At 69.5% G+C, this 19,113-nt stretch carries 20 protein-coding genes; 14 read left to right on the top strand and 6 right to left on the bottom strand.

Annotated elements, in window-relative coordinates; all coding sequences use genetic code 11:
* Positions 1-3: 3 nt before the first annotated feature.
* The 5 genes from gmd to OX958_RS22375 form a co-directional block, all read right to left on the bottom strand.
* Entirely contained in the window at positions 4-1,050 is a 1,047-nt protein-coding gene (gmd, locus tag OX958_RS22355; protein WP_270131122.1) for a GDP-mannose 4,6-dehydratase, read from the bottom strand.
* Entirely contained in the window at positions 1,047-2,006 is a 960-nt protein-coding gene (locus tag OX958_RS22360) for a GDP-L-fucose synthase family protein (RefSeq protein WP_270131123.1), read from the bottom strand. The genes gmd and OX958_RS22360 overlap by 4 nt, the downstream gene beginning before the upstream one ends.
* The gene (locus OX958_RS22365; protein WP_270131124.1) at positions 2,006-3,589 is read right to left on the bottom strand and encodes a sugar transferase; all 1,584 of its coding nucleotides are present in this window, start codon (positions 3,587-3,589) and stop codon (positions 2,006-2,008) included. Before OX958_RS22365 ends, OX958_RS22360 begins: the two co-directional genes overlap by 1 nt.
* A gap of 337 nt (positions 3,590-3,926) precedes the next feature.
* The gene (gene pspAA, locus OX958_RS22370) at positions 3,927-4,202 is read right to left on the bottom strand and encodes a PspA-associated protein PspAA (RefSeq protein WP_270131125.1); all 276 of its coding nucleotides are present in this window, start codon (positions 4,200-4,202) and stop codon (positions 3,927-3,929) included.
* Positions 4,199-5,011 (bottom strand): PspA/IM30 family protein, encoded by an 813-nt coding sequence (locus OX958_RS22375; RefSeq protein ID WP_270131126.1) that lies wholly within the window; start codon positions 5,009-5,011, stop codon positions 4,199-4,201. Before OX958_RS22375 ends, pspAA begins: the two co-directional genes overlap by 4 nt.
* A gap of 167 nt (positions 5,012-5,178) precedes the next feature.
* Between OX958_RS22375 and OX958_RS22380 the strand changes: the two genes are divergently transcribed.
* On the top strand, positions 5,179-5,769 hold the full coding sequence (locus OX958_RS22380; RefSeq protein WP_270131128.1) for a DUF3043 domain-containing protein: 591 nt from the start codon (positions 5,179-5,181) through the stop codon (positions 5,767-5,769).
* A gap of 71 nt (positions 5,770-5,840) precedes the next feature.
* The gene (locus tag OX958_RS22385; RefSeq protein WP_270131129.1) at positions 5,841-6,776 is read left to right on the top strand and encodes a hypothetical protein; all 936 of its coding nucleotides are present in this window, start codon (positions 5,841-5,843) and stop codon (positions 6,774-6,776) included.
* Here OX958_RS22385 and OX958_RS22390 read toward each other — a convergent pair whose 3' ends face one another.
* Positions 6,777-7,103, bottom strand: coding sequence for a YciI family protein (locus OX958_RS22390; protein ID WP_270131130.1), 327 nt, complete (start codon positions 7,101-7,103; stop codon positions 6,777-6,779).
* Positions 7,104-7,215: 112 nt separating this feature from the next.
* Here OX958_RS22390 and OX958_RS22395 point away from each other — a divergent pair, with 112 nt between their 5' ends.
* The 12 genes from OX958_RS22395 to OX958_RS22450 all read left to right on the top strand — a co-directional run bounded on the left by OX958_RS22395 (position 7,216) and on the right by OX958_RS22450 (position 19,079).
* Complete coding sequence (locus OX958_RS22395) at positions 7,216-8,229, top strand: aldo/keto reductase family protein (RefSeq protein ID WP_270131131.1); 1,014 nt, start codon at positions 7,216-7,218, stop codon at positions 8,227-8,229.
* Entirely contained in the window at positions 8,226-8,435 is a 210-nt protein-coding gene (locus OX958_RS22400) for a hypothetical protein (protein WP_270131132.1), read from the top strand. The genes OX958_RS22395 and OX958_RS22400 overlap by 4 nt, the downstream gene beginning before the upstream one ends.
* 98 nt (positions 8,436-8,533) lie before the next feature.
* Positions 8,534-9,253, top strand: a complete 720-nt coding sequence (locus OX958_RS22405; RefSeq protein ID WP_270131133.1) for an SCO2322 family protein — start codon at positions 8,534-8,536, stop codon at positions 9,251-9,253.
* A gap of 20 nt (positions 9,254-9,273) precedes the next feature.
* Positions 9,274-10,371, top strand: coding sequence for a CbiQ family ECF transporter T component (locus tag OX958_RS22410; RefSeq protein ID WP_270131134.1), 1,098 nt, complete (start codon positions 9,274-9,276; stop codon positions 10,369-10,371).
* The gene (locus tag OX958_RS22415; RefSeq protein ID WP_270131136.1) at positions 10,368-11,978 is read left to right on the top strand and encodes an ABC transporter ATP-binding protein; all 1,611 of its coding nucleotides are present in this window, start codon (positions 10,368-10,370) and stop codon (positions 11,976-11,978) included. The genes OX958_RS22410 and OX958_RS22415 overlap by 4 nt, the downstream gene beginning before the upstream one ends.
* Positions 11,975-12,772 (top strand): ECF transporter S component, encoded by a 798-nt coding sequence (locus OX958_RS22420; RefSeq protein WP_270131137.1) that lies wholly within the window; start codon positions 11,975-11,977, stop codon positions 12,770-12,772. Before OX958_RS22415 ends, OX958_RS22420 begins: the two co-directional genes overlap by 4 nt.
* Entirely contained in the window at positions 12,765-13,466 is a 702-nt protein-coding gene (locus tag OX958_RS22425) for a bifunctional adenosylcobinamide kinase/adenosylcobinamide-phosphate guanylyltransferase (RefSeq protein WP_270131138.1), read from the top strand. Before OX958_RS22420 ends, OX958_RS22425 begins: the two co-directional genes overlap by 8 nt.
* A 17-nt stretch (positions 13,467-13,483) precedes the next feature.
* Complete coding sequence (locus OX958_RS22430) at positions 13,484-14,422, top strand: adenosylcobinamide-GDP ribazoletransferase (RefSeq protein ID WP_270131140.1); 939 nt, start codon at positions 13,484-13,486, stop codon at positions 14,420-14,422.
* Positions 14,423-14,476: 54 nt separating this feature from the next.
* The gene (locus OX958_RS22435) at positions 14,477-15,667 is read left to right on the top strand and encodes an ROK family transcriptional regulator (RefSeq protein WP_270131141.1); all 1,191 of its coding nucleotides are present in this window, start codon (positions 14,477-14,479) and stop codon (positions 15,665-15,667) included.
* Positions 15,668-15,769: 102 nt separating this feature from the next.
* Positions 15,770-16,849: a substrate-binding domain-containing protein gene (locus tag OX958_RS22440; protein ID WP_270131142.1), complete on the top strand. Its 1,080-nt coding sequence runs from the start codon at positions 15,770-15,772 to the stop codon at positions 16,847-16,849.
* Positions 16,850-16,971: 122 nt separating this feature from the next.
* Complete coding sequence (locus tag OX958_RS22445; RefSeq protein ID WP_270131143.1) at positions 16,972-17,787, top strand: ATP-binding cassette domain-containing protein; 816 nt, start codon at positions 16,972-16,974, stop codon at positions 17,785-17,787.
* A complete protein-coding gene (locus OX958_RS22450) occupies positions 17,784-19,079 on the top strand; it encodes a sugar ABC transporter permease (RefSeq protein WP_270131144.1) in 1,296 nt (431 codons plus the stop codon). Before OX958_RS22445 ends, OX958_RS22450 begins: the two co-directional genes overlap by 4 nt.
* Positions 19,080-19,113 lie beyond the last annotated feature (34 nt).

Raw genomic sequence — 19,113 nt, forward strand, 5'->3', positions numbered from 1 at the left:
CGCTCAGTCCTCGCGGGTCAGCGCTGCGAGGTCGGCGTCCACCATGATCCGGACCAGCTCCGGCACGTGCACCTGGGCCTTCCAGCCCAGCTCGGCGTGCGCCTTCGAGGCGTCACCGATCAGCGAGTCGACCTCGGTCGGCCGCTCGTAGCGCGCGTCGTAGTCGACGAAGTCGTTCCAGTCCATCCCCGCGTGCTCGAACGCCAGCGCGACGAAGTCCTTGACCGAGTACGACGTCCCGGTGGCCACGACGTAGTCGCCCGGCTGGTCGTGCTGCAGCATCCGCCACATGCCCTCGACGTACTCCGGCGCGTAGCCCCAGTCGCGGCAGGCGTCCAGGTTGCCCAGGTAGAGCCGCTTCTCCCGGCCGAGCTTGATCCGCGCCACCGCCCGGGTGATCTTGCGGGTCACGAAGGTCTCGCCCCGGCGCGGGCTCTCGTGGTTGAACAGGATCCCGTTCACCGCGAACATGTCGTACGCCTCGCGGTAGTTGCGGGTCATCCAGTACCCGTAGAGCTTGGCCGCGCCGTACGGCGACCGCGGGTAGAACGGGGTTTCCTCGTTCTGCGGCGGCGGCGTCGCGCCGAACATCTCCGAGCTGCTCGCCTGGTAGAAGCGGCAGTTCAGGCCGATCATCCGGATCGCCTCGAGCAACCGGGTGGTGCCCATCCCGGTGGTGTCACCGGTGTACTCCGGCTCGTCGAAGCTGACCCGGACATGGCTCTGCGCGGCCAGGTGGTAAACCTCGTCGGGCTGGATCGAGGCGAGCAGCGTGACGAGGCGCGAGCCGTCGGTCAGGTCGCCGTAGTGCAGGAACAGGCGCTTGTCCTGCTCGTGCGGATCGGTGTAGAGGTGGTCGATCCGGTGCGTGTTGAAGGTGCTCGCGCGGCGGATCAGGCCGTGCACCTCGTAGCCCTTGCCGAGCAGCAGCTCGGCCAGGTACGAACCGTCCTGACCGGTGATCCCGGTGATCAGGGCCTTCTTCGCGGCGCCCGACTCCGGGCCTCCCGCGGCGTGCTCCGGTGCGTGGCCGCCAGACGTCGCGGTCATCGGTCTTCCCTCCCGTTGGCGAGGTACCAGGCGTAGACACTGGCCACGCCCTCCTCGAGGTCGATACCGGGCTTCCAGCCCAGGGCGCCGAGCTTGCTCACGTCGAGCAGCTTGCGCGGGGTGCCGTCCGGCTTCGACGGATCGGTGCCGATGGCACCGGTGTAGCCGACCACCTTCGCGATGATGCCGGCCAGGTCGCGGATGGACACGTCGGAGCCGACGCCGACGTTGATCGGCCCCGGCTCGTCGTAGTGCTCGAGCAGGTGCAGGCTGGCGTCGGCCAGGTCGTCCACGTGCAGGAACTCCCGCAGGGGTGTCCCCGTCCCCCACAGGACGACCTCGCCGGCGTTGCTCCGCGCCGCGTCGTGGAAGCGCCGGATCAGCGCCGGCATCACGTGCGAGCTGGTCAGGTCGAAGTTGTCGTTCGGCCCGTACAGGTTGGTCGGCATCGCCGAGATCCAGCGCAGCCCGTACTGCCGGCGGACCGCCTGGACCTGCATGATGCCGGCGATCTTGGCGATCGCGTACGCATCGTTGGTCGGCTCCAGCTCACCGGTGAGCAGGCTCGACTCCTTGATCGGCTGCTCGGCGAACTTCGGGTAGATGCAGGACGACCCGAGGAACAGCAACCGCGGTACCCGGGCGTCGAGCGCCGCGTCCATCAGGTTGACCTGGATCCGCAGGTTGTCGCTGAGGAACTCGGTCGGGTGGTCGCGGTTGGCCAGGATCCCGCCGACCTTGGCCGCCGCGTCGATCACCACCTGCGGGCGGTGCTCGGCGAAGTACGCGAAGGTCTGGTCGCGGTCGCGCAGGTCGACCTCGGAGGAGGTCGCCCCGATCAGATCGGTGAAGCCCTCGGCCTGCAGTCTGCGCCAGATGGCCGAGCCGACCAGGCCGCGATGTCCCGCGACGTACACGCGGGCGTTCCGGTCGAGCCGGCTCACTTTCTCCCCCATCAGTAGGCACCCGACCCGCGGATCACCGCGCGGGCCGTCTTCCACAGGATCAGCAGGTCGAGCGTCATCGACCAGTTGTCCACGTAGCGCAGGTCGAGCACGACCGACTCCTCCCAGGACAGGTCGCTGCGGCCGCTGACCTGCCACAGGCCGGTCAGTCCCGGCTTGACGAGCATCCGGCGGGTGTCGTCGGCGGCGTACAGGGCGACTTCCCGCGGCAGCGGCGGGCGCGGGCCGACCAGGGACATCTCGCCGCGCAGCACGTTGAACAGTTGCGGCAACTCGTCCAGCGAGAACCTGCGCAGGATCCGGCCGAGGCCGGTGACCCGGGGGTCGTCGCGCATCTTGAACAGCATCCCGTTGCCGTCGCTGAGGGCGTGCAGCTCACCGAGCCGCTGCTCGGCGTCGACGTACATGCTGCGGAACTTCAGCATCGAGAACTCCTCGCCGGCACGGCCGACCCGGCGCTGCCGGAACAGCACCGGTCCCTTGCTGGTCAGCCGGACCGCGACAGCCAGACCGAGCAGCAACGGCGACAGCATCGCGACCAGGACCAACGCGAGGATCCGGTCGAAGACACCCTTCAGCAGGTGCGGGCCGCCGCTGACCGACGGCCGCTCCAGGTGCAGCAGGGACAGCCCGGCAACCGGGCGGACCGAGATCCGCGGACCGGCGACCTCGATGATGCCCGGCGAGACGATCAGTTCGACGCCGCGTTGCTCCAGCGCCCAGGAGAGCCGCCGCAGCGACTGACCGGCGAGCTCGGGATCGGAGGCAACGGCCACGACGTCCACGGCGTGCCGGTCGACAGCCGCCATGATGTCGGCCTCGTCCAGCTCGTCGGGACCGAGCAGCAGGGCGTCGTGCTCCCGGTGCGGCCGGCCGTCACCGCGAGGACGGCAGGTGGCGACCACGCGGAAACCGTCCGACGGACGCTTCTCCAGGTGTTCGCTCAAGGTCGAGGCCTGGCCGTTGCGGCCGACGACCAGCACGCGGCGCATACAGCGGCCGCGGTACCGGTGGCGGCTCAGGTCGCGGCGCAGACCGTACCTGAGCAGCAGTGCGAGCAGCACCGTGGCCGGGATCGCCAGCACGACGAAGCCGCGGGCGATCTCGCTCTTGGTCGCGTACGACACGATCGCGACGACCGCGGTCAGTCCGGCGCCGGAGCGCAGGATCGAGCGGAACTCGTCGGGCCCGGCGCCGAAGAAGCGTGGCTCGTAGCCCTTGGACATCGCGACCGCGGCGACCCATGCCAACGGCAACAAACTGCCGAAGACCAGGTAGGCGCCGCCGACCTGGTACCCGAAGCGGGTCAGCAGGGCGATCGAGACGCCGATCACGGCCGCGAGCAGATCACCGCCGAGCGCGGCCCAGCGATAGACCGCGACCCACTGCGGCTCGGTCAGCCGGGCCGAGCGCGGCACGATCGCGGGCACCGAGTCCGGCACCACCCAGACCGGCCGACGGCGGTCGAAGTACTCCGCCGGCGTCACGGCCGTCTGCAAGGTCGCTGATGGCATGCCTGTCGACGACAGGCCGGTAGTAATGGTCGCGTCCGTTGCGGACGCGGTTTCCCCCATGACGGCATGATCCGTCACCCTAAGTCACCCCCCGGTGAACCGGCTACAACTCGAGTCACACTCTGTCACAATCTCCAGTGGACCCGGTCGTGTTACGCCGTGAAGTACACCGTCCCGTCGACGGCAGTTCACCGAGGGTACTACGCCCAAAGCCGGTCCGTCAGTAGTAACTACGGAGTGTTGGGAAGCGTTACGCACAGAGCGTTCCCGATCTCCGGCCGAGGGTTTTCCCGGCCCCGGACCAGGACCGGCTTCGCCATCGGAGGACCGGCCCCCAACACGCCGCGGGACCGCCGAAGCGGCCCCGCGGTGCGCGAAGGGGTGGCAGTGGCAGGAATCAGCCCGCGATCAGGCCGTCTCCGCTGATCAGCTCACGCATCTCCCCCAGCGAGCTGTCGCTCGGCGGCAGGATCGCGTCGGAGTCGTGCAGGACGTCGTCCGGCACCCGCTCGCCGGCCCGGACGAAGTCCAGCAGCGCGGCGAAAGCGGTCTTGAAGGCTTCCTCGTCGTTGGCCGAGACGGCCTTCTCCAGGTCGGTGTCGACCAGGTTCAGCTGGTCGAGCTTCTCGTCGGCCAGCTGGTACTGACCTTCGCCCATGATCCGGACGATCATCGTGCGTCTCCGTCCTGCGGTCGGGCCGGCTGCTGCGTGGGTTGCTGCGCCGGCTGCTGGGGCTGGGCCGCGCCGGGCGCGTCCTGGGCGATCTGCTTCGGCGCCTCGGCCGGAGCCAGCTGCGCCTTCATCGCGGCGAGCTCGGAGTCGACGTCGGATCCCGTCGACATCCGCTCGAGCTCGAGGGTGATGCTGTCCTTGGAGCTACCGGAAGCGTCGTCCAGCGCGCCGGAGGCGAGCAGTTCGTCGATCGCGCCGGCCCGGGCCTGCATCTGCTGGGTCTTGTCCTCGGCCCGCTGGACCGCGAGGCCGACGTCGCTCATCTCCTCGGAGATGCCGGAGAAGGCCTCGTTGATCCGGGTCTGCGCCTCGGCCGCCGTGTAGGTGGCCTTGATCGTCTCCTTCTTGGTGCGGAACGACTCGACCTTCGCCTGCAGCCGCTGCGACGCGAGGGTGAGCTTCTCCTCCTCGCCCTGCAGCTGGGCGTGCTGGGTGGTCAGGTCGTCGATCTGGCCCTGCAGCCCGGACTTGCGGGTCAGCGCCTCGCGAGCGAGGTCCTCCCGGCCCATCGAGAGCGCCTTCTGGGCCTGGTCCTGCAGCTTCTGCGACTGCGACTGCAGTTGCGAGGCCTGCAACTCGACCCGCTTCCGGCTGGTGGCCACATCAGCCACGCCGCGGCGTACCTTCTGCAGCAGTTCGAGCTGCTTCTGATACGAGTAGTCAAGGGTTTCGCGAGGATCTTCGGCCTTGTCCAAGGCCGTGTTGGCCTTGGCCTTGAAGATCGTCGACATCCGCCTGAAGATGCTCATCGATATCCGTACCCCTTCTGTGCCGGAGGTGACCCGGCGTGCGTGTCAACCACCCTATGTCCCTGCGGGTCACCACACCATCAGGACCGGCCCGGATAAAGTGGTGCAAAGGCCGGGGACCACCCCGAGGCCGGCGTCGTCAGTTCCCTGAATGAGGTTCAGTCCCCGTGTTCCGTCGTACCAAGTCTGAGACATCGCCCCAAACCGAGTCCACGGCACCCCAGCCGAAGCCCGGTGGCAAGGGACGCCCGACCCCGAGTCGCCGGGAGGCAGAAGCCGCCCGCAAGGCCGCGCTGAAGAAGCCTCGCAACCGCAAGGAGGCATCGGCCTACCGGCGCGAGAAGGTCCGGATCGAGCGGGCCAAGATGCAGGAGGCGCTGAAGACCGGCGACGACCGGTACCTGCCGGCCGCCGACAAGGGCGCGGTCCGCCGGTTCGCCCGCGACTACGTCGACGCCCGCTGGTCGGTGATGGAGTTCGCGCTGCCGGTGCTGCTGGTCGTCTCGCTGCTCGGCGTCGTCTTCTCCCAGGCGCTGCTGTGGCTGCCGGGCGTGGTCAACATCCTGTTCCTGGTGATGATCGTCGCGATCGGCGGCGACTGGTTCATCCTGACCCGCGGCCTGCGGCGCGCGGTCAACGCCAGGTTCCCCGACGAGCCGGCCAAGGGCATCGGCTTCTACGCCGTCCGCCGCACCATGCAGATGCGCCGCTGGCGCCTCCCCAAGCCGATGGTGGCGCGCGGCGAGAGCCCGGCATAACTTTCCGGTCCGCCGCGGTATCGGAGTAGGTGACAAGCACTACTCCGTACTGCGAACCGAGAGGGCTGGCCATGTCCGGTCGACTGAGAACAACGGGGCGAGCGGCCACAGCCGCACTGCTGGTGGCAGGACTCACGCCGGGCGCCGCGGTCGCGGCGCCCACGAGTTCGGCAGCGTCCACTGCGGCCTGTCAGCTGCAGTCGGGGTCGGTGACCGCCGGTGGCGATCACACGGCCAGGGTCATCACCGCGGGCTCGCCCCCGACTGTGCTGGAGAAGCGGCGCTATACCGACATCTTTCCTGACGGGCAGGTGCGGTTGAGCGGGCTGGTCGCGCATGACCCGGTGGTGGACCAGTTCGGCGGCGGGTACCACGGCCACGTGGTGATGGGCGCTGGTCTCTACCGGAGCTTCTACCTCCTCACGGAAGCCGGCGAGGTCGACCGGTCGCAGGCTCTCAACGACCGGATCGGTGGCGGCTGGGGCGAGGTCACCTTCCTCGACTCGAGCTACCCGAAGAACCCGGATCCCTTCGCCCTGGCCCACCACTACTCGCTCCGCGCCGACGGCACGATCACCCGGTGGGACCAGCGCGGGTCGGGCTGGCTGAACCCGCGAACCGCGAGTGGGTTCTCGGCGGTGAAGACGATGGCGCTGATCAGCCAGACCGCGACGTACGACACCTTCCTCGCCAACACCCGCGGCGGCGCGCTCTACACGATCCGGCTGCCCAAGACGTCGCCGCTGAAGCCGGTGGTGAAGAAGCTGCGCGGCACCACTTGGCAGGGTTTCGACGCGCTGATCGCCGAGAGGTGCGGCCAGTACGGCACGCTGTTGCTCGGCATCGACAAGGACACCAAGTCCGGCTACCTGTACGCCGTCGGCCACGCCAACGGCACCGCCACGGTCATCCAGGGTCTCGGCAAGGTGCCGGCCATCTTCGCCGACGCGGTCAACTTCCGCTACACCAAGGAGCCCGGCGAGGCGCCGCTGCTGTTCGGCGAGTGATCACTCGTCGAACGGGGTGACCTCGATCGGCACGGCGCAGGCCCGGCTGGCCCTGGTCGCCCACTCCTGGGCAGTGGCCAGGTCGGGCGCCTCGATGACCCAGAACCCGGCCATGTACTCCTTGCTCTCCGCGAACGGCCCGTCGGTGACCAGTACGCCGTCCTGAGTGGCGCGCACCACCGACGTGGTCGAGCGCGGCTCGAGCCCGCCGCCGAAGACCCAGACGCCTTGAGCGACCATGTCGCGGTTCAGCGCCTCGACGGCGCCCGGCTCGTTCTCGGTGGCCTGCCCCTCGACCATCTGCACTCCCAGCAGGTACTGCGTCATCGCACTTCTCCCTCGGCTCGGCACGCTGTCAAGATCTCTGTCATCCACTACACGAGCGGGACCCGCCCGGATCGACACCGCGTGCACGAGTTTCTCGCAGTAGGGTCGGGACATGGACTTTCGCTATCTCGGAAACAGTGGTCTGAAGGTCAGCGAGATCTCGTACGGGAACTGGCTGACGCACGGGTCCCAGGTGGAGAACGAGCAGGCCAAGGCCTGTGTGAAGGCGGCCCTGGAGGCCGGTATCACCACCTTCGACACCGCCGACGTCTATGCCAACACCGCCGCGGAGACGGTGCTCGGTGAGGCTCTGGGGGGGCAGCGGCGCGAGTCGCTGGAGATCCTCACCAAGGTCTACTGGCCGACCGGCCCGGGCGGACCGAACGACGTCGGCCTGTCCCGCAAGCACATCCACGAGTCGATCAACGCCTCGCTCAAGCGGCTGAAGACCGACTACGTGGACGTCTACCAGGCGCACCGGTTCGACACCGAGACGCCGCTGGAGGAGACGATGGAGGCCTTCGCCGACGTCGTCCGGACCGGCAAGGCGCTCTACATCGGCACCTCGGAGTGGACCGCCGACCAGCTGCGGGAGGGCCACCGGCTGGCTCGCGAGCTGCACATCCCGCTGGTCTCCAACCAGCCGCAGTACAGCATGCTCTGGCGCACGATCGAGGCCGAGGTGGTGCCGGCGTCGGAGGAGCTCGGGATCGGTCAGGTGGTCTTCTCGCCGATCGCGCAGGGCGTGCTGACCGGCAAGTACAAGCCGGGCGAGCAGCCGCCGGCCGGGTCGCGGGCGACCGACGACAAGGGCGGGTCGAACATGATCAGCCGGTTCCTGAACGACGACGTGCTGACCCGGGTGCAGGAGCTCAAGCCGCTCGCGGACGAGGCCGGGCTGTCGCTGTCCCAGCTCGCGATCGCCTGGGTGCTGCAGAACCCGAACGTCTCCTCGGCGATCACCGGCGCCTCCCGGCCCGAGCAGGTCGTCGAGAACGTCAAGGCGGCCGGCGTGAAGCTGGAGGACGGGCTGCTGAAGCAGATCGACGAGACGCTGGGCAGTATCGTCGAGCGTGACCCGGCCAAGACCGCGCAGAACTCGCCGCAGACCCGGCCGGGCTCATGAGCTGGACGTGGCGGTTCGAGACCGCGACCGGCGAGGCCGCCGATCCGGGTGAGCTGACGGGCGCGGAGTTCTCCGCCCAGGGTGACGCGGAGAGCTGGCTGGGCGAGATCTGGCGCGAGCTGGCCGAGAAGGGCGTCGCGCAGGTCTACCTGCTCGAGGACGAGCGCGAGGTCTACGGCCCGATGAGCCTGGCGGCTCAGGAGTAGCTGCACCACCGGCAAGCCCGTACGGCGCCGTGTGCCCTGCCGCACACCCGCCGTACGGGCTCCTGCTGTGTCCGGATGCCGGGCGATAGGCTCCGGCCATGATCGCAAAGCGCTTGATCCTCTCGCTGCTGGCCGGCGTCCTGCTGGCCGGTACCGTCGCCACCACGGCGCAGGCCGAGGACGGCTACCGCTTCTGGGGTTACTACCAGTACGCCGGCGGCCAGTGGACCTTCGCGCAGAAGGGCTCCGAGGCCGTCGTACCGGCCGATGGTTCGGTCGAGGGCTGGCGGTACGCCGTCGGCGGCACCAAGCCCCGCACACCGCGGGCGGCCGGTGACTTCGCCACGATCTGTGGAGCCACTCCGGCCGAGACCGGCAAGAAGCGGGTCGCCCTCGTCATCGACCCCGGTACTCCGGCCGACTCGGCCTCGGGCGAGGCTCCTCCCCCGGCCACCGGCACCTGCGTCGTCACCGACCTCAAGGCGACCGGCGCGAAGGTCCTGGCCGCCGTGAAGCCCGTGCGGATCGAGAAGGGCCTCACCTGCGGGATCGGCGGTTACCCGGCGACCAGTTGCGGCGACCCGGTCAAGGACATCAAGGTGCCGGCCACTGACGAGCCGGTGAAGCTGGAGATCGGCCCTGCGGTCGGCTCGGCCACGACGCCGTCTCCGGCCGCCGTACCGACGAACTCCAACCAGGCGCCCACCGACGACGGCGGCGGTACGCCGCTGACCGGCATCCTGGCCGCTGCCTTCGTGGTGCTGCTTCTCGCTGGTGGTGGGCTCGTGCTCGCTCGCCGGCGCGCGAGTCAGCACTAGTGTCACTGGCGGGGCGCTAGGTGCGCGCTGTTGATCGGCTGACTCTGCCCCGGGCGTTGCACCCCGGGGCTTGGTGGCTTTGGGCGCTGGGGCTGGCAGTAGCGGCCAGCAGGACGCGTAACCCCGTGCTGCTGATCCTGATCCTGGTCGTGGCCGGCTTCGTGGTCGCGGCGCGGCGCAGCGACGCCCCCTGGGCCAACAGCTTCGTCGCTTTCCTCAAGCTCGGCCTGGTCGTCATCGCCATCCGGGTGGTCCTGCAGGCATTGCTGTCGACCCGCTCGCAGGGCAACTACATCCTCTTCACACTGCCGCAGCTCCCCCTGCCCGACTGGGCCAGCGGCGTGAAGCTCGGCGGCGAGGTTACCGCCGAGGCCGTGCTGACCGCCCTATACGACGGGGCCCAGCTCGCGGTGATGCTGTGCTGCATCGGCGCCGCCAACGCGCTGGCCAGTCCCCGCCGCTTGCTCAAGTCACTACCGGGTGCCCTGTACGAGATGGGCGTGGCCTGCGTGGTCGCGCTGACCTTCGCGCCACAGCTGGTCACCGACGCGCGCCGGATCCGTGCGGCCCGCCGTCTGCGCGGCCGTACCCGCGGTTCCTTCCGCACGACGGCCATGCCCGTCCTCGAAGGCGCCCTCGATCGATCGGTCGAGTTGGCCGCGGCGATGGACTCGCGTGGCTACGGCCGCACTGCTCAGGTCCCCCGGCGCCAGCGCCGGATCACCGGCGCTTCGGTGCTTCTCGGCTTGCTGGGGATCGCTCTGGGCGTCTACGCCTTGCTGACTGATGCCATGGCCTTCCCTGTGGCCGCCGGGGCGCTCGCCGTCGGCCTGCTGCTGGCAGTGGCCGCCATGGCAGTCGGGCGTCAGCGGGTGACCCGGACGCGCTACCGGCCCGACCCGTGGGCCTTGCCGGAGTGGCTGGTGACGGCCTCGGGTGCCGCGAGCGCTGCAGTGATGATCGTCGCCGCGGCCAGTGGAGTCTCGGGTCTGGTCCTTGCGGGACCTCTGATGGTTCCGCCGGTTCCGGTCCTGCCGGTGATCGGGCTGCTGCTCGGACTCGTACCGGCGGTCGCCGCACCACCACTGACCCGACGACGTGAGCTGGTGCCCGCATGATCGAGTTCGACCGCGTGACGGTCACCTACGACGGCGCCGACCGGCCTGCCATCCGCGACGTGAGTTTCACCATCCCCGAAGGCGAGCTGGCGCTGGTGATCGGCCGGACCGGGTCCGGCAAGTCCACGCTGCTCCGCACCATCAACGGTCTGGTTCCGCACTTCACCGGCGGCACTCTGGCCGGCCGGGTCCTCGTCAACGGCCGGGACACCCGCGAGTACCGGCCACGCGATCTGGCCGACGTGGTCGGCATCGTCGGCCAGGACCCGATGTCCGGCTTCGTCACCGACACTGTCGAGGACGAGCTCGCCTACAGCATGGAGTCGCTCGGGATCGCGCCCGACGTGATGCGCCGCCGGGTCGAGGAAACGCTCGACCTGCTGGGGCTGGCCGACGTACGGGATCGAGCACTGACCTCCCTGTCCGGCGGGCAGCGACAGCGGACCGCTATCGGAGCCGCGCTCACCTCCCACCCGGCGGTACTCGTCTTGGACGAGCCCACCTCCGCCCTGGACCCCCAGGCTGCCGAGGAGGTGCTGGCCGCGCTGCAGCGACTGGTGCACGACCTCGGCGTCACTGTGGTGATGGCCGAACACCGGCTGGAGCGAGTCATCCAGTACGCCGACCGCGTGATCGAGGTGCCAGGCGGCTCAGCGGCCGTCTCTACTGGGCTGCCGGTCGACCAGATGGTCACGGCACCAGTGGCCCCGCCTGTGGTCGAGCTGGGCCGCCTGGCGGGTTGGTCGCCGCTGCCGCTCTCGGTGCGAGATGCCCGCCGGGCCGCCGTAGCGCTGCGGAGTCGCCTCACCGATTTGGCGCCGCTGCGGCCGGTGCCGGTCGAAGGTCGCGAACTGGCACAGTGCAAGAACCTGGTTGTTGCCTATGGCGGCACTCCTGCGCTGCGTGGAGTGTCACTGAGCATCAGGTCCGGCGAAGTGGTCGCGCTGATGGGCCGCAACGGCGCAGGCAAGTCCACGCTGCTCAACGCGCTGGTCGGACTCGTCCAGCCTCGCTCCGGGAGCGCCAGTGCGGCCGGGGCCGACCCCCGGCGTACGAAGCCGTCGCAGTTGGTGAAGGCCGTCGGCTTGGTACCGCAGGAACCCGCAGACCTCTTGTACGCCGCCACCGTGGCCGACGAGTGCGCGGGAGCCGACAGCGACTTCCGGGTGCCGGCAGGCAGTTGCCGCGCGCTACTCGACCGGCTGGCTCCAGGGATCGACAACCAGATGCATCCGCGAGACCTGTCCGAGGGACAGCGACTCTGCTTGGCGCTGGCCGTCGTACTGTGCAGTGCTCCTCCGCTGCTGTTGCTGGACGAGCCCACTCGTGGGTTGGACTACGGCGCGAAGCACCGGCTGGTCGAGATCCTGCGAGAGCTGGCAGCGGCCGGCCACGCGGTGGTGCTGTCGACCCACGATGTCGAGATGGTGGCCGAGGTCGCCAACCGCGTCCTGGTGCTGGCAGAAGGCGAACTGGTGAGCGATGGTGAGACCGCGACCGTCATCGCGGGCTCCCCCGCCTTTGCTCCGCAAGTCGCGAAGATCCTCGCGCCACTGCCGTTCCTGACCGTCGGTGAGGTCGCCACCGCTCTGGGACGCGCCTCATGAGACTCGTCCGGCTCAGGCCCCGCAGTACCGCGGTACTGGTACTTGCCTCTGCCGTCGGCATCCTCGCCTTCGGCTGGCCTCTGCTCTGGTCGTCCTCCCAGGCCGGCGCATCTGCCATCGGGCACACCACGGACGCGCCCTGGCTCTTCGTCCTGCTGCTGCCGCTGCTGGTGGCCGTAGTACTGGCTGAACTGGCCGAGGACGGGATCGACGCCAAGGTGATCTCCCTGCTGGGCATGCTCGCCGCAGTGGGCGCCGCACTGCGTGCGCTCGGGCCGGGTACCGCAGGACTCGAGCCTGGGTTCTTCCTGCTGATCCTGGCCGGTCGCGCCTTCGGGGCCGGGTTCGGCTTCGTACTGGGCGCCGTGTCGCTGCTGGCCGGTGCACTGGTGAGTGGCGGCGTTGGGCCGTGGATGCCGTTCCAGATGCTCGCGTGCGCCTGGGTCGGGTGCCTTGCCGGGCTACTGCCCCGGGTGAGTGGGCGAATCGAGTTGCTGGTGCTGGCGGCGTACTCGATGGTGGCCGGGGTGCTCTACGGCTTGGTGATGAACCTCTGGTTCTGGCCCTACGCCACTTTCGGCAGCGACTTCTCCTTCATCCCAGGCGACTCGCTGCTGGAGAACCTGCAGCGCTACGGGCTGTTCGTGGCGGCGACCTCACTCGGCTGGGACATCCCGCGCGGCGTGCTCTGCGCAGTACTGGTGCTGGCGCTCGGGCGGCCGATCCTCAACGCGTTCCGGCGTACTGCGAGGAAGGCAGCGTTCGACGTACCGGTGGTGTTCGACCGTGGCTGAGCTGATCACCGGACCAGACGGCGCTGTGGTGGACGGCGTACTGCGGCTAGGGGCTGATGGTGTCGTTGCAGCAGCCGGGTACGAGGTCACGACGACGAAGACCTCCCGCGGACTCCGGTACGACGTACTGACGCCGATTGGTGAGCAGTTGTCGTGGACCGCCCCGGCAGCAGCCCAACGGACCTTGGTGCTCGGCGGCGCCCGCTCCGGCAAGTCCACCGAAGCAGAGCGCTTGCTGGCCGACCACGCCGACACGGTCTATGTCGCCACCGGTGGAGACGGCTCCGCCGACGCCGAGTGGGCCGAGCGGATCGCGCTGCACCGCTCTCGCAGGCCGGCCTCCTGGGGACTCGTCGAGACCATCGAACTGGTGCCTCTCCTGGAGACGCCAGGGCCGCCGTTGCTGATCGACTGCCTCACTCTGTGGCTTTCGCGCACGATGGACGCCTGCGAGGTGTGGGCGGATCACAGCCGGACGGTGCAGGTCGAACAGCGGATCGAACAGCTGGCCGAGGCCTGGTCCGCAACGACTCGGCTGGTTGTTGCCGTGAGCAATGAAGTGGGCGCGGGGGTGGTGCCGGCCGACGCCGGCACCAGGCTTTACCGCGACCTGATGGGCCGGGTGAACGCTACGCTCGCCAGGCGATCGGAGACGGTGTTGTGGTGCGTCGCGGGACGGGCCGTCGCGCTCTGAGCGGCTGAGGGGGTTCGATGTTCGACGCGGCGAAGCTGTCGTTCGGCACGCTGTCGGTGCTACCGGCAGGCATGCCGGCGACGGTGAATCGCAAGGTCGCCGGGCGAGCGATGACCCTGGCGCCACTGGTCGGGCTGCTGCTGGGCGGGATCGCCGCGGCGGTCGTCTACGGCGTCGACCGGTTGAAGCCCGAGGCAACGTTGCTGTCGGCCGTCCTCGGTGTCCTGGTGCTGATGGTCCTGTCGGGTGGCCTGCACCTCGACGGGCTGGCCGACACCGCCGACGGATTCGGCAGCCGGAAGGACCGCGAGACCAAGCTGCGGATCATGAAGCAGAGCGACATCGGCCCGTTTGGTGTCATCTCGATCGTGGCCGTGCTGCTGCTCGACGTCGCCGCCCTGCAGGTCTGTGTGCAGAACGGCTTCGGCTGGCAGGCGATCCTGATCGCCGCGGTCGCCAGCCGCCTCACCCTCCCCTGGTCCTGCCGTACGTCGGTCCCGTCCGCCCGTCCCGACGGTCTCGGCGCGATGGTGGCCGGCTCGGTCCGCCCGTACGCCGCCGCGCTGGTCACGCTCGCTGCCGTCGCCGGGGCAGTCGTCCTCGGCTGGTTGACCTCCCGCGCCGCCGAACGAGGCTGGTTCGCGTTCACCGGAACCCGACTGCAAGACGACTACGGCTACCCAACGATCGGGCTTGCCGGCCGGCCTGTGGGTGGTGGGCTGTGGGGTAGCGGGACAGACCGGGACGCCACCTGGCTGGGCCGGATCGCCGACGCCCCAGCGCTGCACGTCACCCTGCTCGGCACGCTCGCCGCAGTACTCACCGTGGTTCTCATCACCTTCGCCGCGACCCGGCGAACCAACCGGGCACTCGGCGGCATCACGGGCGATACCCTCGGCGCAACCGTGGAGGTCGCGCTCCCGGCCACTCTCCTGGTTCTCGCCCTAACCACCTGAGGTAGCCATGTTTCGTCAGTGTTGCAAACCCCTGCCATCCGTTATCTTTATGTAATGAACGCAACCCGCTCAGCGCCTGGCTCGCAGGCTTCGCTCCGCGAAGCCAACCGCGAGCGCGTCCTGGGGGTTGTCCGGCAGCACGGTCCGCTCACCCAGGTCGAGATCGCCGCGGCGTCCGGGTTGTCCGCCGCGACCGTCTCGAACATGGTCAAGGAGCTCGACCAAGCCGGCATGGTCGGCCTGTCCCGAGCGATCCGCAACGGCCGCCGCGCGGTGCTGGTGTCGCTGGCGTCCGGCGGCAGCCTGCTGGCCGGCGTCGCCTTCGGTGAGCGCGACGTCCGGGTCGCGATCGCCTCGGAAAGCCGGGAGATTCTGGCTCAGCAGTCGATGCCGTTGCAGGCCGACCACGTCGCCGACGACGGGATGGAGCGTGCCGCCCGGCTGCTCGCCGACCTCTGCGAGACGGTCGGCGCGGGAGTCGAGGACATCGGCGCGATCGGTTTCGGCCTGCCCGCGCCGGTCGACTCGGTCAGCGGCGAGGCGGGTTCCGACGCGGTCCTGCCCGGCTGGCGCGGCGTCAATGTCGCCGAGGCGATGGCCGGTCACCTGCGCGCTCCCGTCGCGCTCGACAACACCGCCAACCTGGCGGCGCTGGGCGAACTGCGCGAAGGCGGCCTGCGCGGCGTCCAGACGGGCTGCTACCTCAAGTTCTCCTACGGCGTCGGCGCGGGCATCGTGCTCGGCGGCGAGGTCTTTCGCGGCTCGGCCGGTACGGCGGGCGAGATCGGCCACCTCACCATCGACGAGAACGGCCCGATCTGCCGCTGTGGCAACCGCGGCTGCCTGGACACCTTCGTCGGCTCCCGCGCGCTGCTTAGCTCACTGCAGGCGTCCCACGGCGCGCTCCGGCTGAGGGACATCGTCACCCGGGCCCTGGCCGGTGATCTCGGCTGCCGAAGGGTGATCGAGGACGCCGGCCGCCGGGTCGGGGTCGCGATCGCCGGTCTGGTCAACCTGTTCAACCCCGAGGTGATCGTCGTCGGCGGCAAGATGGCCGAGGCCGGCGACCTGATCATGGTGCCGCTGCGGGAGGCGCTGGACCGGTGCGCGATCCCGAGCGCCGCCGCGACCGTCGAGTTGCGGCGGGCCGAGCTCGGTGACGAAGCGGATGTGCTCGGTGCCATTCAGCTGGCCTCGGTCCTCAGCCACGCGCGGACGGCCAGGGCACTGGAGACAACCCTGTAACAACGATATGTCTATTTCTTGAATTCAAGCCTTGACGTCAAGCCAGTTCTGCCTTTGACTCTGGTCAGGCCTACTCGGGCCCTCACGTCAAGGAGTCGCTCTATGTCCGTCTCACCAACCCGTCTTGTCGGCCTCGGCATCGCCGTCTCGGCCCTTGCCCTCTCCCTCGTGGCTTGCGGGTCGGACGAACCCGACACCCCGGCCGGCGGTGACAGCAAGGCCAGCGGCAAGATCGCGTTCTTGCTCCCCGAGTCGAAGACCACTCGCTACGAGTCCCTCGACCGGCCGCTGTTCACCGAGGCCCTGAAGACCGCCTGCGCCGACTGCGAGCTGATCTACAGCAACGCCGACCAGGACGCCGCGAAGCAGCAGCAGCAGGCCGAGGCCGCGCTGACCCAGGGCGCCAAGGTGCTCGTCCTCGACCCGGTCGACGGCAAGGCCGCCGCCGCGGTCGTCGCCTCCGCCAAGGGCCAGAACGTCCCCGTGATCGCCTACGACCGCTTCATCGAGGGCGCGAACTACTACGTCTCCTTCGAGAACGAGGCCGTCGGCAAGCTCCAGGCCCAGACCCTGGTCGACACCCTGAAGGCGGCCGGCAAGACCGCCGGCAACCTCGCCGTGATCAACGGCTCGCCGACCGACCCGAACGCCGCCGACTTCAAGAAGGGCGCGCACAGCGTCCTGGACGGCTCCGGCTTCAAGATCGCGGCCGAGTTCGACACCCCGGACTGGAGCCCGGACAAGGCCCAGGCGTGGATGGAAGGCCAGCTCAGCGCCATCAAGTCCGGCCTGGTCGGCGTGTACGCCGCCAACGACGGCACCGCCGGTGGCGCCATCGCCGCCCTCAAGGGTGGTGGCGTGAAGCCGCTGCCGCCGGTCACCGGTCAGGACTCCGAGCTCGCCGCGATCCAGCGGATCGTCGCCGGCGACCAGACGATGACCATCTACAAGGCCGTCAAGCCGCAGGCCGAGGCCGCCGCCAAGGCCGCCGTCGCGCTGGTCGGCGGGGGCAAGCCCGAGTCCACCGGTGACTTCAAGGGTGTCCCGTCGACGATCCTCGACCCGATCGCCGTCACCAAGGCCAACATCAACGACACTGTGGTCAAGGACGGCATCTACAAGGTGTCCGACATCTGCACCGCGTCGTTCGCCACCGCCTGCGCAGCCGCCGGCCTGAAGTAACTCCCGGCCGTACGGAAACCGGCCCGCCCCCGGGCCGGACAGCAGCAGAGGCCAGGTCCGGGTGGGCACTCCGGTGCCCACCCGGACCGAGGCCGGATAGCAAGCCCTCAGGAGGCTGATCGATGACTGTCACTCCCACCCCCGCGCTGGCCACGACCGGCACGGTGCTCGCGCTTCGGGGAGTCTCGAAGCGGTTCGGCGCGGTCCAGGCGCTGAAGAACATCGAACTGGACGTGCGCGCCGGTGAGGTGCTCGCCCTGGTCGGCGACAACGGCGCCGGCAAGTCGACGCTGGTCAAGACCATCGCCGGGGTCTACACCGCCGACGACGGCACGATGGTGTTCGACGGGCGCACGGTGCGGGTGAACAGCCCCGCCGAGGCTCAGCAGCTCGGCATCGCGACCGTGTTCCAGGATCTGGCCCTGTGCGACAACCTCGACGTGGTCGCGAACCTCTACCTCGGCCGCGAACTGCGCAAGGGCCGGGTGCTCGACGAGGTCGAGATGGAGCGCCACTCCTGGGAGCTGCTGCGGCAGCTGTCCGCCAAGATCCCCAGCGTCCGGATCCCGGTCGCCAGCCTGTCCGGCGGTCAGCGCCAGACGGTCGCGATCGCGCGCAGCCTGCTCGGTGAGCCCAAGGTCGTGATGCTGGACGAGCCGACCGCCGCGCTGGGCGTGGCCCAGACGGCCGAAGTACTGAACCTGGTCGAGCGGCTCCGCGAACGTGGGCTCGCGGTGATCCTGATCAGCCACAACATGGCCGACGTGATGGCGGTCGCGGACCGGGTCGCGGTGCTGCGGCTGGGCCGCAACAACGGGATCTTCACCGTCAGCGAGACGAAGTCCCAGGACATCATCGCCGCGATCACCGGTGCCACCGACAACGCAGTCTCCGAGCGCGCGGCGCGCCGGACCCAGCAGGAAGGTTCCGCATCATGAGCACCCCGGTCGACGGTTCGACGGCCCCCGTGCAGGATGCCGTGCCGGAGGCGACCGACGCGGCCGCTCTGCCCGCGGACCTGCAGGACGAGCGCCTGATCGCCAGCCACGGCGTCTCCGGCGCGATCTCCGCCTTCACCTCCCGGCTGCGCTCGGGCGACCTCGGGTCGGTCCCGGTGGTGGTCGGCCTGGTGATCATCTGGGCGGTCTTCCAGATCGCCAACAGCTCGTTCCTGACCAGCCGCAACCTGGTCAACCTGACCCTGCAGACCAGCTCGATCGGGGTCATTGCCCTCGGCATCGTGCTGGTGCTGCTGCTGGGCGAGATCGACCTGTCGGTCGGCTCGGTCAGCGGCCTGGCCGCCGCGGTGATGGGCGTGACCTTCGTCAACGAGGGCTGGCCGCTGCTGGTCTCGCTGCTGGCCGCGATCGCGCTCGGCGTACTGATCGGCTTGTTCTACGGCGCGCTCTACACCCGGTTCGGGGTTCCGAGCTTCGTCATCACCCTGGCCGGTCTGCTCGGCTTCCTCGGCCTGCAACTGCTGGTGCTGGGCAAGAAGGGCACGCTGAACCTGCCGTTCGACTCGGGCATCGTCAAGTTCGCCACCCAGAGCTTCCTGTCCCCCGCGCTGGCCTACGGCCTGGTCGCGGTGGTCGTCGCCGGCTACGTGCTCAGCCGGCTGCGCAACCGCGTCGCCCGGACCAAGGCCGGTCTGTCCGCCGCGCCGACCACGGTCATCGGCATCAAGGCCGCGGCTCTGGCGCTGGCGCTGCTCGTTCCGGTGGCGGTGCTGAACGGCGACCGCGGCGTCTCGTCGATGTTCCTGCTGTTCGTCGCGCTGGTGGTGGCGACCGACTTCATGATCACCAAGACCCGCTGGGGCCGCTCGGTGGTCGCGGTCGGCGGCAACGTCGAGGCGGCCCGCCGGGCCGGTATCAACGTCCGGATGATCTACCTGTCGGTCTTCGCGGCCTGTACGACGTTCGCCGCCGTCGGTGGCATCCTGGCCGCCGCCCGGCTGGTCGCGGTGGGCCAGAGCAGCGGTGGTACCGACACCAACCTGAACGCGATCGCCGCCGCCGTGATCGGTGGCACCAGCCTCTTCGGCGGCCGTGGTTCGGCGTACTCCGCACTGCTCGGCGCGCTGGTGATCATGTCGATCTCCAACGGCCTGGCGCTGCTCAGCCTCGACTCCAGCATCCGCTACATGGTGACTGCCGGCGTCCTGCTGATCGCCGTCACGATCGACTCGCTCAGCCGCCGCAGCCGTCAGGCGCACGGCCGGGCGTAGCCCAGACCCGGTGGGTTGCTACCTGACCCCTGCC

It is taken from the genome of Kribbella sp. CA-293567, assembly GCF_027627575.1.
In the GTDB taxonomy this organism is placed as follows: Bacteria; Actinomycetota; Actinomycetes; order Propionibacteriales; family Kribbellaceae; genus Kribbella.